General features: G+C 44.9%; 14 protein-coding genes and 1 pseudogene. 4 read left to right on the top strand and 11 right to left on the bottom strand.

Translation table 11 applies throughout. The features are described from left to right. Positions 1-384: 384 nt before the first annotated feature. On the top strand, positions 385-1,326 hold the full coding sequence (gene glsA / locus HI950_RS34050) for a glutaminase A (protein WP_169091277.1): 942 nt from the start codon (positions 385-387) through the stop codon (positions 1,324-1,326). 64 nt (positions 1,327-1,390) lie between these two features. Here the strand turns inward: glsA and HI950_RS34045 are convergent, their stop codons facing one another. The 5 genes from HI950_RS34045 to arfA form a co-directional block, all read right to left on the bottom strand. Then, positions 1,391-1,954, bottom strand: a complete 564-nt coding sequence (locus HI950_RS34045; protein ID WP_223285668.1) for a YkvA family protein — start codon at positions 1,952-1,954, stop codon at positions 1,391-1,393. Positions 1,955-2,039: 85 nt separating this feature from the next. Further along, positions 2,040-3,893: an ABC transporter ATP-binding protein gene (locus HI950_RS34040; RefSeq protein ID WP_169091275.1), complete on the bottom strand. Its 1,854-nt coding sequence runs from the start codon at positions 3,891-3,893 to the stop codon at positions 2,040-2,042. Continuing rightward, entirely contained in the window at positions 3,886-5,616 is a 1,731-nt protein-coding gene (locus HI950_RS34035; protein WP_169091273.1) for an ABC transporter ATP-binding protein, read from the bottom strand. Before HI950_RS34035 ends, HI950_RS34040 begins: the two co-directional genes overlap by 8 nt. Before the next feature lie 165 nt (positions 5,617-5,781). Beyond that, positions 5,782-6,702: an ArsR/SmtB family transcription factor gene (locus tag HI950_RS34030; RefSeq protein WP_169091271.1), complete on the bottom strand. Its 921-nt coding sequence runs from the start codon at positions 6,700-6,702 to the stop codon at positions 5,782-5,784. A gap of 88 nt (positions 6,703-6,790) precedes the next feature. Further along, a complete protein-coding gene (arfA, locus tag HI950_RS34025) occupies positions 6,791-8,299 on the bottom strand; it encodes an arabinosylfuranosidase ArfA (RefSeq protein WP_411268190.1) in 1,509 nt (502 codons plus the stop codon). A 320-nt stretch (positions 8,300-8,619) separates the two neighbouring features. On the opposite strand from arfA, the gene HI950_RS34020 reads away from it, so the two are divergent. After that, positions 8,620-9,552 (top strand): sensor domain-containing diguanylate cyclase, encoded by a 933-nt coding sequence (locus HI950_RS34020; RefSeq protein ID WP_169091269.1) that lies wholly within the window; start codon positions 8,620-8,622, stop codon positions 9,550-9,552. Between the two features lie 30 nt (positions 9,553-9,582). Here HI950_RS34020 and HI950_RS36275 read toward each other — a convergent pair whose 3' ends face one another. Both HI950_RS36275 and HI950_RS36270 read right to left on the bottom strand, forming a co-directional pair. Then, a complete protein-coding gene (locus tag HI950_RS36275) occupies positions 9,583-10,203 on the bottom strand; it encodes a HAMP domain-containing sensor histidine kinase (RefSeq protein ID WP_317618499.1) in 621 nt (206 codons plus the stop codon). A 32-nt stretch (positions 10,204-10,235) separates the two neighbouring features. Then, on the bottom strand, positions 10,236-10,841 hold the full coding sequence (locus tag HI950_RS36270) for a hypothetical protein (protein ID WP_223285667.1): 606 nt from the start codon (positions 10,839-10,841) through the stop codon (positions 10,236-10,238). Positions 10,842-11,034: 193 nt separating this feature from the next. On the opposite strand from HI950_RS36270, the pseudogene HI950_RS34010 reads away from it, so the two are divergent. Beyond that, positions 11,035-11,214: pseudogene (locus tag HI950_RS34010) on the top strand (SpoVR family protein); the annotation flags it as partial. Positions 11,215-11,250: 36 nt separating this feature from the next. Further along, on the top strand, positions 11,251-12,702 hold the full coding sequence (locus HI950_RS34005; RefSeq protein ID WP_169091267.1) for a SpoVR family protein: 1,452 nt from the start codon (positions 11,251-11,253) through the stop codon (positions 12,700-12,702). A 384-nt stretch (positions 12,703-13,086) separates the two neighbouring features. On the opposite strand, the gene HI950_RS34000 is transcribed toward HI950_RS34005, so the two are convergent. The 4 genes from HI950_RS34000 to HI950_RS33985 form a co-directional block, all read right to left on the bottom strand. Next, a complete protein-coding gene (locus HI950_RS34000; RefSeq protein ID WP_169091265.1) occupies positions 13,087-14,058 on the bottom strand; it encodes a phosphotransferase family protein in 972 nt (323 codons plus the stop codon). A 160-nt stretch (positions 14,059-14,218) separates the two neighbouring features. Next, complete coding sequence (locus HI950_RS33995; RefSeq protein WP_169091263.1) at positions 14,219-14,758, bottom strand: GNAT family N-acetyltransferase; 540 nt, start codon at positions 14,756-14,758, stop codon at positions 14,219-14,221. Positions 14,759-14,957: 199 nt separating this feature from the next. Next, positions 14,958-15,821, bottom strand: a complete 864-nt coding sequence (locus HI950_RS33990; protein WP_169091261.1) for an aminoglycoside 6-adenylyltransferase — start codon at positions 15,819-15,821, stop codon at positions 14,958-14,960. Between the two features lie 174 nt (positions 15,822-15,995). Further along, a complete protein-coding gene (locus HI950_RS33985) occupies positions 15,996-16,397 on the bottom strand; it encodes a DUF3888 domain-containing protein (protein ID WP_169091259.1) in 402 nt (133 codons plus the stop codon). Positions 16,398-16,414: the final 17 nt, after the last annotated feature.

The raw sequence follows: 16,414 nt of genomic DNA, 5'->3' as shown, positions 1-16,414 counted from the left end.
GCGTTCGTCCTGAGCCAGGATCAAACTCTCCAAATTGGTGTTTGAAATGCTCATTACTTTTTATCGCTTTTTTCGCTATCCCGAAGGATTTGCGAGGCAGTTATTACTCGTTGTTCAGTTTTCAAAGAGCAATCTATTCTCTCTTGTGTTTCGCTTGTCGTCCGCGTGTTTCTCTCGGCCGGAATTAGAATATATCATGCCCCCATTCAATTGGTCAAGCATTTATTTAAAAAAAATTAAAGAAGAATGATTTATCCGTTTTTTACCGTAAAATAACGTAGATTAGTTTAAATTAAAAATGACATTCTGCTGTAAAAGAGCGTCATCGCTATTATAGAATAAATACATAGACAATAAATACATTTCTGCGGAGGGAGCATCACTATGTCATTAACCGAAATCGATCGTATTCATGCGCTTCTGCCGCATTGGGTTGAATCAAGTCGGCAGCAATGCAGTTACGGAAAAGTAGCCTCTTACATTCCCGAGCTATCCAAATCACCTATAGGCGCATTAGGCATTCATATTATCGATGCATCCGGACATTCTGTTTCAGCTGGAGATACTGAGATATCATTTACCATGCAAAGTATATCCAAAGTGTTCACGCTCATTCTAGCGCTTATGGACATTGGCGAAGAAGCTGTCTTTGACAAAGTGGGCATGGAGCCGACTGGCGACAACTTCAACTCGATGCTGAAGCTAGAGCTTGTCCAGCCGGGCATTCCTTTTAACCCGCTTATCAATGCCGGCGCAATTGCCATCTCTTCCTTAATTGCAGGTGCCAGCTCTACCGAAAAATCCTGTCGTGTGTTGGATTTCCTTCGCCTTCTTTCTAATAATGACTCGCTGAGCTATGATCTGGACGTTTACCGCTCCGAATCCGATACGGCTAACCTCAATCGTTCCATGGCTTATTTTCTAAAAGACAACGGTGTGTTGGAGGGAGCTGTGGAGGACGTGCTCGACGTTTATTTCCGCCATTGCTCCATAAGCGTGACCTGCGCCGATTTGGCTCAAATGGCATTGGTGCTTGCGCATAACGGCAAAAATCCGCTAACCGGTGAACAGCTGATTCCCCGCCGCTATGTGCAAATCGCCAAAACGTTTATGATTACTTGCGGCATGTATAACGCCTCCGGCGAGTTTGCCATTCAAGTAGGCTTGCCCGCTAAAAGCGGCGTATCCGGCGGTATTTTAACGCTAGTGCCCGGCCGTTATGGCATCGGTTTAGTTGGTCCGTCCCTGAATCGCAAAGGAAACAGCATAGCTGGAGTCGCACTCCTTGAATCGTTGTCCCGTGAGTTTGATTGGAGCTTGTTCTAATAATCCCGTTCCTGCAAAAAAACAAGAAGGACGCCCTCAAAAGGCGTCCTTCTTACTGCTTTCATTAGGGCTGTGGATTGATCAGCTTAACGTTCTTGTTCAAAATAAAAAACTGCTCCGCCTTCTCGCGGTGCTCTTCCGTAATATGCCCGCTGATCGCCTTGTAGGCAACCCAGACAGCTGTCGCATCGTCGACAAAGCCAGCTACCGGCAAAAAGTCAGGAATAAAATCAATCGGCAATATCCAATAGGCTAGCGCGCCGATTGCCGTAACCTTAGTTGCGATCGGTGTCTTCGGATCTGCCGAGCAATAATAAAGCGTGACGACTTCCTTAGCGAAAGGAACCTTTGCGGCATGCCGCTTCACTTTCGCCCAGAAGCCCTCCTCTACATACTTCGTTTGCTTCTCGTAGTCTCCGATTTTTCCGACCCACTGATTGATGTCGACTTCCTCTGGCGCTTTGTCTTTATTTAAATGCAAGGATGCTTCTAGCTCCTTATGGGAAACTTCGTAGGGAACAGCTTCTTCAATCAGCTTTTTGCCGCAAGAGGAGCAATCTGCTGCCATGAGCAATGACGAATCGATATCGTTGTTGTGTCCACAGCTTGCGCACTGGGCTATAGTCATACTTCCCACCTCCTTGTTTATATCTACTAATACTCCAACTACTTAAAAATAGTTGCAATATTCAGCTGCTGATGAAAATTGTCGTTTATTCGACCAGCAATCCATTATTCATCTGGCCATTGACGAGCGAGCTATAGAAGCCCTTCTGCTCCAGCAGCTTCGCATGGGACCCTTTCTCAATGATCGCGCCATCCTGCAGCACGACAATTTGATCCGCTTGCTGAATGGTATTCAGCCGATGGGCAATAACGAAGCTGGTCCTACCCTGCATAAGCCGCTGCAGCGCTTCCTGAATTTTAATTTCAGTGACGGTATCAATGCTGCTGGTTGCCTCGTCCAGCACAAGAATGGAAGGATTAGCAAGAATAGCTCTTGCGATAGCAAGCAATTGCTTCTGTCCTTGGCTTATGCCGCTGCCGTCCGGCTTGAGAATAGCATGGTACCCATCCTTAAGACGCATAATAAAAGTATGCGCATTCGCAAGCCTCGCCGCCTGCTCTACCTCTGTATCCGACGCATCTAGCTTGCCATAACGAATATTATCGCGGATTGTCCCCTCGAACAGAAAGGGGTCCTGCATCACGAATGCCATATGCGAGCGTAGATTTTCCCGTTTAACCTCCCGGCTGTCATGCCCGTCGATCAAGATGCTGCCTGAGCTTGGATCATAGAATCGGCAAAGCAGTTGAATAAGCGTCGTCTTGCCCGCTCCCGTCGGGCCAACCAGCGCAATCGTCTCACCAGGAGACACGCTGAAGCTTACATCGTTAATCGTAGCTGTACGTCCCTCATAAGCGAACGTAACATGGTCGAATACGACTGCGCCTTTAACTTCAGCGAGCTCGCCAGCAGTGCCTTCATCCTTGCGCTCCTCTTCCTCGCCCAGCACGTCGAACACCCGCTCCGCTCCGGCTACCGCCGATAGCAGCGTATTCCATTGATTCGCCAGGTCATTAAGCGGGCGCGTAAACTGTCTCGAATACTCTGCGAAAATAACGATAACCCCGACCGTAATGGCATCATTCAGCACAAAGATCGCGCCGATCCCGGCAATAATGGCAAAGCTTAAGTTGTTTAGCGCGTTCATCAGCTTCGGAATAAACCCCGATATCGTCTGCGCCCAGAAGCCTGATAAGCGGATGCGCTCGTTGCGCTCTTTGAACGCGGCAATAACGGTCTGCTCCTGAGAAAAAGCCTTCACGATGCGCTGGCCGGACAACGTCTCTTCTATATATCCATTCAAATCGCCAAGATTGCGCTGCTGTGCTTTGAATAGCCGGCCCGTTTGCTTCGTTATCCATTTCATGCCCATAAGCATCAGTGGAACAACGAGAAAGGTAAGCAAAGTCAAAAGCGGGCTGAGCGACAGCATGACGCTAACGGTGCCAATGAGCAGAAGCACGCTTGAAAACACTTGAATGACTGAGCTATTTAAAGATGAGCTTACATTTTCAATGTCGTTCGTTACCCGGCTCATCAGTTCCCCGTGCTGACGCTTGCTGAAATAAGGAATCGGCAGCCGGTGCAAATGCTCAAACAATTGAACCCGCATAAGATATACCGTTTTCTGCGAAATCGCGATCATCCAAATGCTTTGCAGCCACATTGTGACAGAATGAAGCGCATAGACGACAGCCATCCCGATCAGAAAGACAACAAACCCGCTGTCCCTATTCACCAAAAAATGATCAATCGCCGTTCCTGCCAAATAAGGGCCAAGAAGCGAAAAGGCTGAGCTTAGCATAACCATGACGATGACAGCAGCTAATCTGCCTTTGTAGGCAATCAGGTAGCTCCACATTTGCTTCAGCGTTTGTGACGTGTTTTTGGCTCTAGGCTTTCGTTTGCCTTTGCCCCCTGCAGTCTGTCCTTCTACTGCCGCCGCGGCAGCAGATTCGGGTCTGCGATATTGGAAAGGCTCCTTTAATGAACTAAGCACGGGATACACCTTCCTTCCCGAACTGCGATTCGTAAATTTTTTGATATAAGCCCGATTCTCTAGTCAGCTGTTCATGCTTGCCTTGCGCAAGCAATTGCCCCTCGTCGAGCAGCAGAATCGAGTCAGCCGACACGGTGGAGCTTATTTTTTGCGTGACAAGAAAGGTCGTGCACTTCATCTGCTTCAGCGCCTGAAGCAAGGCGGCCTCCGTCTGAACATCCAAGGCGCTCGTGCTGTCATCAAGCAGCAAAATGACCGGCTTTCTTACGAGGGCCCTCGCAATGGTCAGCCGCTGCTTCTGTCCGCCAGACAGATTGACTCCTTTTTGCCCAACGATGGTATCATACTGCTCCGGCAGCTTCATAATCGTGTCATGAATTTGCGCCAGCTTGGCAGCTTCGATAATTTCTTCGAGCGTGGCATCCTCTTTGCCCCAGCGGATATTTTCCTCCACGGTGCCGGTGAACAGCATAATTTCTTGAGGAACATAGCCAATCTGCTTGCGCAGCTGTCCCAGCTTCAACATCCGATTATCTATCCCATCTACGCAAATTTCGCCCGCTTGTACATCATATAACCGCGGAATAAGCTGAATAAGCGAGGATTTTCCAGAGCCTGTCGCTCCCATAATGGCAATCGTCTCGCCTGGCTTCGCCGTAAAAGATATTTCTTGCAATACGTGCTCATCAGAATCGGGATATCGAAAAGAAACCTTTTCAAAAGACACGCTGCCGCTATGGAGCTTTGCCTTTTCATCGCTGTCCGTTGCGTCCGTTAAGTCGATATCGGTTAAAATAACCTCTTCAATTCTTTGCGCCGAAGCGCGCGCCCTTGAGAAGTTGACTACAATCATGGACATAATGGACATAGCTCCAGTCGTTCTGGTCGCATAATTGACGATGGCAATTATTTCACCTACAGTTGCTTTGTTTGTATCAAGCTCAATGCGGCCAAACCAAAGCACCGCCATTACGCTTGCATTCAAGACAAGCAAAACGATTGGCATCGTAGCCTCCGTCAAGCGAAGCGCCTCAACGGTGCGGTCCATCAGCTGCTCGCTCGAACGGGCAAAACGCCCCGACTCATGCCGCATACGGACAAACGCACGAATGATACGCATCCCGATCAAATTTTGCTGCATGACACCATTCACTTGATCCAGCTGCTGCTGCACAGAGCGAAACAATCGCTCACCTTTCTTAAGCACCCAGATTAGAAATATCCCTAGAAATGGAATAGCGATTGCAAGCCAAAGCGCCAGCCTCGGCTGTACGATAAACGCCATCACGATGCTTCCGATTACGAGCAGCGGAGCGCGAAGCATGATTCGCAGCCCCATAAACACTGTATTTTGCAGCTGTGTGACGTCGTTAGTAAGTCTCGTTATAAGCGAGGATTCCGGAAAACGGTTAAAATTGGAAAATGAGAACGATTGCACTTTGTCGTATAGCCGCTCTCTCAAATCAAAGCCAAAGCTTTGGCTGACATGTGAGGCGTAAAAGGAGCTGAAAATGCCGGCTGCAAACGCTACGATCGAGCAGCCTATTAAGAAGCCGCCCCACTTGAGCACAACAGTTAAATTGTCTTTCCCGATTCCATCATCGATAATTTTGGAAATAATATACGGCTGCAGCAGCTCTACCATCAGCTCGGTTAGCATGAGAAGCAGAGCGACATAGGCGGCAAAACGGTATTTTTTGAGAAAGGTGAACATGGTCAGCATCTTTGTTCCTCCGAGTAAAAATGGCTTAATCTAGCTATTATACTCATTATATCTTCTTGTAACGAAAATGGCATACACAATCTAACAATTCAGATAGGGAAGAGGAAATTCGAAATCGAAGAATTAATAAGGACTGTCGCGCTTGTCCAAGACAGCAATGCTGCCTTAGACACCGCGCGCATCCTCATAAAACACCCGGAACATGATGTCATGATTGTAATTGCCGAAGCCTTTGCCATATAGCGTCAAGCCTCCGACGTGAACGGCATCGTCCCTTACGCCAATGCGAAACGTCCAGAAGTTCCGGTCAAGCCCAATCTCACCGATTCCGATCGATGACATATGTTGACCGTCGATCAGCGTGCCATCCTCTTGAATGCGAATGACCTTCAGCAGCCCGTATTGGTTGACTCGATCTGCCCACCAAGCTGGCGAGAATCGTCCCCGCACCTCGCCATAGTCGCCAGGGCTCGTCCACATGCCGATATCCATCCCATTCAGCGAAAAGTTAATATCGGATGGCCAGTTCTCATTTACGCCAGGCGCTTCCGAGCCAAGCTCGAGCGTGATTTCCAGCGCTACGGGACGCTGTCCCGACAACAAATAGTTCGGCACCTTGTACTCGACGTAGCCTTTCCCAAACCATAAAATACCGGCGTTCATTCGCTCTGGCTCCAGGAAGAAGCGCGGATCATCAAATTGCCCGATCAGCTTGTCCACTGTAGCGATGCCACAGGTCGGATAAACTTCAAACTGCGTAAAATGGCCTACAGGCACGCTGACATCATGCACCTTCTTCACATCCTGAGCAGGATGCGGAAGCTCGATTGCAATCGAACGCTCCGCTAGCGAGCAAATCTTGTGGGTTCCACCGTCCTTGCGAACCATCTTCGTCTGAACGATACCCGCTTTTTCCAACTTGCGTATATGCATGGTTACAATGGCGCTGCTAAGACCGATCGCCTCTGCCAGCTCCTTCACATTCATCATGTTCGTGGCTAGTTGATTAATAATGGATAGCCTTACTGGGCTCGCCAATGCTTCATATAATGGCAGCCAAGCCTCATCCGTATTGGCATGTATCATCGGTATCTCCCCCTATCTCTATTCTATAATAATAGAAGGGCATCCCAAAAGCCGCAAATGCGGCTTCGTGATACCCTGACGGTTTCTCTTATAGCTTGATTCGAATAACGTTCCACGAGGCTTTGCCAAGCGTCGCTTGAATTTTGCCGCCGTCTGAAATTACGGCGCTTCCAGACGCATGCGGCGCTACACGATTCGGCGTTTCTGCCGTATTCGTCATTTTCAGATCCTGATGCTCAAGCACGATATGCTCGATAACCTGGAAGGCGCCGAAGCTGCGGAGATCGATTTCGAAAGGCAGCGCTTCGTCGATGTTCCGGTTAACCGCAAAGATCGTCACTTCCTCTTTCTCTTCGTTATGAACGGCTACCGTCTCCAAGTAAGGGACATCGGTAAAATCCTTCGAATCGTATTTCGGCGATTTAACAAGCGGCACCAATACGGTGCCACGTCCGAAAATGCTTGCATGCATGTATGGATAGTAGATCGTCTGCTTCCAAGCAGGTCCGCCGTTTTGTGTCATGATTGGCGCTATAACGTTGACCAGTTGCGCGATACAAGCCATTTTCACACGATCGGCACGCTTCAGCATACTGATCAGCATGCATCCGACTACAAGCGCATCCTCATGAGTATACACGTCTTCAAGCTGTGGAGGGGCGATTTGCCAAGGCTCAAGCTCTTTATCCTGCGCATGCGAATGGAACCATACGTTCCACTCATCGAAGGAGAGGTTGATCTTTTTCTTGCCGCGTTTTTTCGCTTGCACGAAATCACAGGTTGAAATAACGGTATTAATGTAGGAGTCCATGCTCATCGATTGCGCTAGGAAGTTCTTTGTGTCATTATGTGGATTTCCATAATATTGATGAATGGAGACATAATCAACGGTGTCATAAGCTAAATCGAGAACCGTCGATTCCCATTCCGGGAATGTCGGCATTCCGATGTGAGAGCTTCCGCTCGCTACCAGTTCAATGGTTGGATCAACCCAACGCATCGCTTTCCCCGTTTCATTAGCCAGCCGCCCGTATTCCACCGACGTTTTGTGGCCAATTTGCCATGGTCCGTCCATTTCATTGCCCAGACACCATGTTTTAATATTATGCGGGTCTTTGTAGCCGTGCTCGATCCGAAGATCGCTCCAATAGGAGCCGGATTTATGATTCGAATATTCGATCAGGTTGCGCGCATCATCGATGCCGCGTGTACCAAGGTTAACAGCCATCATCGCTTCCATATTCGCCTTTTTGCACCAGTCCATAAATTCATTGAAGCCGATCCAGTTCGGTTCTATCGTTCTCCAAGCCAGCTCAAGCCTTTTTGGGCGCTTATCAACAGGACCGACGCCATCCTCCCAGTTGTAACCGGATACAAAATTGCCTCCCGGATACCTTACAATAGGCACATCAATGCCTTTTACGAGCTCAAGTACGTCAGAACGAAAGCCCTGCTCGTCTGCTTCCGGATGATCCGCTTCATATATACCGCCGTATACGGCACGTCCCAGATGCTCGATAAAAGAACCGTAAATGCGTTTATCAACTTCCCCGATTTGAAAATCCTTATCCACGATCATTGATGCTTTGTCTGCCATACTCATCCACCTCATCTTAAAATTAATAAAATAATTAATTAATAATTTAATCATTAATAAACTCTCTTATTATCATTTAACTATAAGGAATAGATTAATTCAAGTATTAATTTTGGTGCGTTGAAGTAATGATTACATTAATTCACTTTCTATGAATGTGAAAAGTACTATTTTTAAGTCACATAAGAAGGAATCTAACAGAAAAAATAGTTCAAATATCCTAATAATTTTCATTTGTTCCTTGAGTTAGTCCTCTTTTTAGACTACTATGGAACTATAAGGAAATCCGATGTTTCAACCATACGGCAGGAGTTGAGATCATGAGCAGTCCTACACGCTCACTAGAAGATGCGGCCGATCATATTATTGACAACTTGAAGCACTTTCTGCAAGCAGATACATTAATAGTTATGGAAATTGATGATACGGGAAGCAGAATCATTCGAGCATTCGACCGTCATGAAAATACCATTCAAGACAACCCCTTACTTCCCTTGCTAAAATGCTATAGCAGCCTCGTTCTGAAGCAATCCGCTCACTTGCTTAGTATTCCTAACATCCTAGATGATCAGCGTACTGCCTCTCTTCCGTTTGCCAAGCAGCTTGGCGCACTCTCTTTTGTTGGCATTCCTGTAAAAACAGCTGATCAGCAGCTGTATGGTGCAATCTGCGCCATACATAGCAAGCCGCTTCTACTAGATGAAAGGCAGCTTGGCTTCCTTGAATCTATGGCCGTTTTTTTGGGCTACATTTTGGATTTAGAAAACGCGAGTGTTACAGATAGTCTAACTGGTTTATATAATCGAAGATATTTATCCGATTTGTATCAGAGTTGCTCGGACAAGCAGTTTAGCGTAATATTCATTGACATCGATGACTTTAAGGAGGTCAACGATTCTTTTGGCCATGACTTTGGCGACCTGCTTCTGCTCCAAATTGCAGCAAGGCTTAAGCAAAGCGTACGAAAAACCGACATCCTCGTGAGGTATGGCGGAGATGAGTTCTTAATTTGCTTTCAGCATTTGGTTGATAACCATGATATAGATATTGTCGCGGGAAAAATTAAAGAGTCTATCAAAGAGCCTTTCATCATCAACGGGAAGACGATACATATTTCCGCAAGCATCGGCATTAGCGCCACTCATGGCACAGGCACCAGCCTAAAAAATCTGATTAGCGACGCTGATCTTGCAATGTATGGCATTAAGCAAAATGAAAAAACCTTTGAAAAGCCTCTCCCGGCTCGGAAGTAATACTCCAAGCGGCGGCCCTTCAAGGGTTCTTTAACGTTCCAACGCGAGTTCAAAATGCATTTCGCAAATCGTTCCCTCATTCGGCTTGCTTCTGAAATAGATTTTGCCATTCATCGCTTTAACTAAGCTTATAACGACCATTAGCCCAAGCCCAGTACCGCTCTCCTTCGTTGTAAAATAAGGATTGCCCAGCCTTCTCACCTGCGTGCTGCTCATCCCCATTCCCGTATCTCGAATCAAAATTTGGACTTGCCCCTGTTCAAGCCGAGTATGTACCGATAATACGCCTCCGTTAGTCATGGATTCGATCGCATTTTTCATGACATTAAGCAAGCATTGTTGAAATTTCTTCGGCTCTCCCATAATATACATCGGTTCAACCATCATGTGATGGATTTCTACCGAAATGTTAGATAGGACCGAAAACGGCTGAAGCCACGGAACGATTCCATCCACCTCTTCTTTTACGTTAAGCAGCTTTGGCTCCTCCATATTCGGTTTAGAGAAATTCAAATAATCGGTAATGATGCTATTGGCATGGTCTATTCCTTCAAAAGCATAGGTTCGATACCGCTCGAAGGCTTCTTTGCTCAGATTTTCTTTGCTCATCAGCTGCAGAAAGCCTCTTGTCGTTGTAAGCGGGTTGCGTATTTCATGAGAAATGGATGCGGCCAGTTGACCGATTAATTGATACTTTTCTGATAATACAACTCTCTCTGGAATCTCTCTTGGTCCTTGACATAGAAATAGATGTAACTAGTGACCTGAGAGGAAGCTAGCGTTATGAGTACGATTGTAAAGGTCATCTTCAAAGGGAATATCATGCCTTCCAGCCATAGAACAGTAAGATAGACACTTAAATGTACGGCGACGAGTGCTGCCGACAATAAGGACATGCGGCGCAGTGAGGCGTCCTCTAGGCGATAGTGCAGCAACAAGCCAAGCGCTAAATGTATCGAGCATGCCAATATGGTGGGAAGCCAGTCCGTACCTACAATAACGATGCCGCAAAAGACAAATGCCGCCCATGTCGCAATGCCAGGAATGACTCCCTCAAACAGCGCTGCCAGCGCTATCGAGATCGGAGTAAGATGCAGCGCATAGACAACGGGATTTTGCTGATCGAGTCCGAGATAAATAAAGCTCAAAAGGATAAGAATGAATACGAATAACAGCTTGCGCCGGTTGTTTTCAAACAAAAACTTAGGCGAAACGACGATGAATAACAAGCAAGCCGCAATAATATAAAGCAAGCCATGGATGACGGGCAAAAGTAAGAATTGGATCACGCTGAAGTTCCTTTCTTACAGAAATCGAAGTTTTTCTGTCACAATACGACTTTATTCTACAAATATTCGACATTCTTCCCGATTTACCTTTGCTCATAGCTTTTTAGAATCATTTTTTATTGCTGTCATAACCTTGGCCACTCCTTCATACACATGGTATGAATCGTATTTTCCGAATGCGGAGGGATGACGAATGAACCAGGATGAGATTCGCGCGCTGGAGCGGTCCATCGATGAAATAACGGAAATCGCGCAAGGCTTTGGGCTCGACTTTTACCAAATGCGATACGAGATTTGCCCTGCGGATATCATTTATACGTTTGGCGCTTATGGCATGCCGACCCGCTTCAGTCATTGGAGCTTTGGCAAAACAAAACATCATTAATATGAAAACTCTGGAGGTATTCATATGAAATCCGATGAAATACGCGCATTAGAACGTTCCATTGATGAAATTACTGAAATCGCTACTGGTTTCGGTTTGGATTTTTATCAAATGCGCTATGAAATATGTCCAGCTGAAATCATTTATACATTTGGCGCTTATGGCATGCCTACAAGGTTCAGTCACTGGAGTTTTGGAAAAACCTTCAATAAAATGAAGCTCCAATATGATTTTGGCTTAAGTAAGATCTATGAGCTCGTTATTAATTCAAACCCTTGTTACGCTTTTCTTCTTGAAGGCAATTCCTTAATTCAGAACAAGCTTATTGTTGCTCACGTTCTAGCACATTGCGATTTTTTCAAAAACAATGCTCGCTTCGGCGTGACCAATCGCAATATGGTGGAAAGTATGTCTGCTACAGCTGATCGTATTCATCAATATGAAATGGATTATGGTACTGACGCCGTTGAGAAGTTCATCGATGCGATTCTCGCGATTCAAGAGCATGTTGACCCTACGCTCATTAAGCCCTATCAGTTGGATAAGAAGCGATACATTGAAATGGTGCAAAAGGACAGCGAGCGCTCTGAATGGAATATTCCAGCGTCCTCTTATGATGATTTATGGAATCTTGATCCCGATCGGACGGCTGCCGCTGCATCTGCCGCTCAATCACAAGCTGCTGATGCCAAACGTTTCCCTCCTCGGCCTGAAAAGGATGTCGTGTGGTTCATTGAGGAATACTCGCCTACACTGCAGGATTGGCAGCGGGATATCCTTTCTATGCTGCGCGATGAGATGCTCTACTTCTGGCCGCAAATCGAAACAAAGATCATGAATGAGGGCTGGGCTTCCTATTGGCATCAGCGTATCATTCGTGAGCTTGATCTCACTAGCGATGAGACGATTGAATTCGCCAAGCTGAACTCCTCTGTCGTGCAACCATCTCGTCATAGTTTGAACCCTTACTATTTAGGCTTGAAAATATTTGAGGATATCGAAAAGCGTTTCGATAACCCTACCAAAGAGGAACAGGCACGCTTTGGACGTGTGCCTGGCAAAGGCAGAGAAAAAATGTTCGAGGTGCGTGAGCTCGATTCCGACATCTCCTTCCTCCGCAACTACCTGACGAAGGATTTGGTCAATGATCTGGATCTCTACATTTTCGAGAAAAAAGGGCCGGAGTGGAAAATTACCGATAAGTCTTGGGAGAACATCCGTGATCAGCTCGTCTATTCCAAAGTAAACGGTGGGTTTCCTAGCTTAATGGTTAAGGATGGGGATTTCAACCGTGTAGGTGAACTGTATCTTATCCATGAATACGAGGGTATGGAGCTTGATCTCAAATATGTAGAGCGCACGCTGCCTCATGTTGTTCAGCTTTGGGGGAAAAACGTGCATTTGGAAACGTTTGTTGAGGATAAGAAGATCGTGTTTAGCTGTGATGGGAAGAAGACGAGTAGGAAGTTTGTTTGATTTATAGTGATATTGCTTCTTAACACTTCATTCAAGAGCTGTTATCCATAAAGCTAATACAAAAAACCTGATCTCATTCGATCGGGCTTTCTATTTTTCGTCCAGAGGGGCGAGGGGGGGCGCCTCCCCTTTAATACAGAATATTGTCTCACTACATTCTCACTACTAAGACATGAAATTTTCCTTCAAATGCTCCAAGAGCAGCAACTAAGTAATTTTCTTATTGGCCTTATCATTAACGAAGTTCACCTGAAATTCATCAACTCCGTTAATTTTAACACGTATTGGAACTAAACTGCCCTAGTGTGGAAAAGGCAGCCGAGCATTGTGATCGGCTGCCTCGGTGTCTTTATTGAACTATCGTTCCCCGTTAGTTTAATTTGCTTATTGTACCGTCTGAATTATTAGTTGTCTTAAATCGGAGATCCGGTTAGGCATTTCCAGAGTCGAACGATTCAATAAATCGCACAAAGCAATTAAATCTTCTAGTTTAGATAACTGGACCCAATTCTCATTCAAAAATCCTCCAGAATCCTGGTAAGCTTTTATAAAATGACGTTCGAATAAGGAATTTTCGTGTTCATACCGAAGCATATTTCCAATATCAACATAACGTCTTCCTGAAAAAGAAAACTCCCAGTCCAATACCGCTGACACTTCAATACCGTTTGGACTATCAAGCATCAGTATATTTAGACCATTGAAGTCCGAATGAACGAGGACTGACTGTTCATGAATTTCAGTTAATAACAAACGGTGAGACACACAGAATGATCGAACCATTTCCGTAGCTTCCGCTCCGAGCCAATGACCGGTTGCAGCACCATCTAGGCTTCCTGAAATAAAAGAGTAAAATTCATCCTCCCCCATGTTAAACGGATTGGCGATGGTAAGGTCCCCTGCTAAAAAGCCTGGGCAGTCAAAAGTATGGCTGTGTATACGAGCTAATATATCGCCAACAGATTCCGCAGCTTTTGCAATCTGTCGTTTTTCTCCTCTTTGCATAATATCCCGCAGCAATACTCCCTCTTTCCATTCCAGTAAAGCCCAGTCATATTCTATTAAATTTCGGCTTGTATCAAGATAGATGTAATCTGCTACAGGCACGACGCCGCTCAATCTCTCAGCAATTGCTTTTTCTTTTGATGCTACGTCTAAACCACCAGCAGAAATCCTTAAAAGGAAAGGAGTAGCTGATCCCTCAATCTGAATTTTATAGGTACCACTACTAAGTCCTGTTTCCGTTCTTTCAGCTTTTATGAGCCGTTTGCCTCTGAACACTTGGCTAATCATAGTACTTATAGTCTCATAATTGATGTGTATATTTTTACTTGTTCGTTCCCAAGATTCTTTCATCCTGTATCTCACCTCTTTCCTGTTCACGCAGTGGATCAATTCTATATACTTCGAGATTCTATTCAACTATCCTGCCCGTTAGCTTAACCGAAGAAAGGAGCAGCTGCCGCAGCAAACTGCTCCATTTTTGTTCAACTATTGTTCCCGTTAGCTTAACGAGTTATAATATCTTGAATAATTCCAAGTTTGCAAATGTGTTTGCTGCATGTACCTTGTCTCCGTAAATGCCACTTACTCCGTTAAACCCTGCGTTTATCCAAAACCTAATTGCAGGCCAGTTTTTAACTGCAACATTCGCCCTTATTTCCTTATATCCTAGTTTTTTTAATTCGTCACTCAATTGAATTTCTGATTCTTTTCCAAATCCTTGTCCCTGTTTATCTTTGCAAATATACAGAAATACGATATAGGCTGAATTAATTTTTGGATACCCATGGTAAACACTTAATATCCCTATTAATTCGTTGCTATCCATGAGTCTTACAGCAAACAAACAATAATTCTCTTTAACACCTCCTGGAGGCAAATCCCCGGTATAATACCAATGTTCGATTTGACTAGCATTGAGCTCACTGCCGTCCCACTCGCTAATATACTGACTACCTGAATATAGGTGCTGCATCTCGGTTATTTCGTTTTCTAATAATCTTCGGAACACGAGATTTCTGGATTGCCATCTCTCAGGAAGAACGGATATCAATTAAAATCAACCCCTTTAGATATTTATCTAATTTAATAATAATCTAATTAGCTTGTTTTGAGAAGCTATAAGAAAAGGCATCCCTTATACTGGCTGCCGATTATTCGTGTGTATTAAGCTATCCTGCCCGTTAGCGTAATGAAGCAGCCGATCATTGTAGTCGGCTGCTTCCGTGTTTTTATTGAACTAACGTTACCCGTTAGCTTAATCTCACACCCACTTGGTGTTCCTCAACCCAAGTTCTGATATTGGAAAATAAGTTGGCTGGAAAAGTATAATTATACGTGTTTGCGACTTCAGAAGATAATCGACAGAATAACTCAAACGATAAGGTTAATGCTTTCCAACTGCTCTTTTGATCGTATCCCCCAAAAGAAAGCTTCAAATCGTCTATTACATCTTTATCAGCCCATTCTTTGATAAACCTTCCTGCATGCCATGTATCAAATGCCGCTCCATGTGAGGCTTTTGCATGCCATTCTATCATTTGCAGCAGTAACTGTTTACAGTCTTTATCTCTTTGGTTGACTACCCAAAATTCATTACGCAAAATTTGCTTTGCCACGTACAGACTGGCAAAACAAAACATGCTAACAACCTGCAAAAAAGCCTCTTGTGAAATGGGATTATTCCCAGGGGCAATTATGGTTTGAGGTACTAGCTTGTGTCCCTTTCCCGTCTTATCAAGTAGAATCTTGACACCACGATGAAAGCCTTGGGGAATCTGGTCTAGATTAATTGAACGTTCCAAATCCGAAATATGACGAAATAAAAAGTCAACTTGCAAACCTTGATCAAAGAGAACGAGTTTCTCAGGATCCCCATCAACGGTTCGAAACATAAAGTTTGTCCAGACCGTACCGATTTGTAGTAACCATTCGTCATTTTGAAGATAGTAATCTGGATTAGTTGAAAAGATGACTAGATCTAAATCGGAATATTCGTCAAACGGCTTGTCCAGTCTTGCTCTTGATCCAACTATGTAGATCGTGATTATCTCCTCATTACTAAGTCCCCAGTTAGATATACGCTCTTCAAGAATCTCATATAGATCACTACTCATTGTTCTCCCCCCAGATTATGGTTACATGCCCATGTTAGCATATTGAGCTATGTACCATCCAACAAATTTTCCCAAAGGATTGTTGAATTAAACTGCCAGTTAGCTTAATAAAATGAGCAGGCCACCGCAGCGCCTGCTCATCATGTGTGTTATTCAACTATCGTACCCGTTAGCTCAATGAAGAATGTGTTGCCAGTTTGGAAGCAACTCATAGTCCCTAATGTGTATGTATTCTAGAACCATTACAGCTCCTGTATTATCTACACGAAACTTCATCGAGTCCATCCCTACATCTAAATGAGGTCCCACATACGGAATCACTGTAACATTAACATCAATATGCGAAGGATGATATTCAACATTTAATTCAATCCCTCCTAGAAAAGGCGAAAAAGTAGGTGACACTGTTAGTTTATCTTCATAATATCGATTAATCTGTTCCTGTATATTTGGAGCTAACAAAGTAAGTACAAGCCGTTCCAATGGTTCTTCGTGTGGTTTAGCGTAAACTGGCTGTATAAGTACGGAGAAAATGATGACTGCTAGCAATAACCCGATATAGCTTTTAACATTCACTACAAATCACCCCATTG

The organism is Paenibacillus sp. PL91 (genome assembly GCF_012935325.2).
Lineage (GTDB): Bacteria > Bacillota > Bacilli > Paenibacillales > Paenibacillaceae > Pristimantibacillus.
The sequence above is the reverse complement of the archived record's forward strand: the minus strand, read 5'-3'. Positions and strand labels throughout refer to the sequence as shown.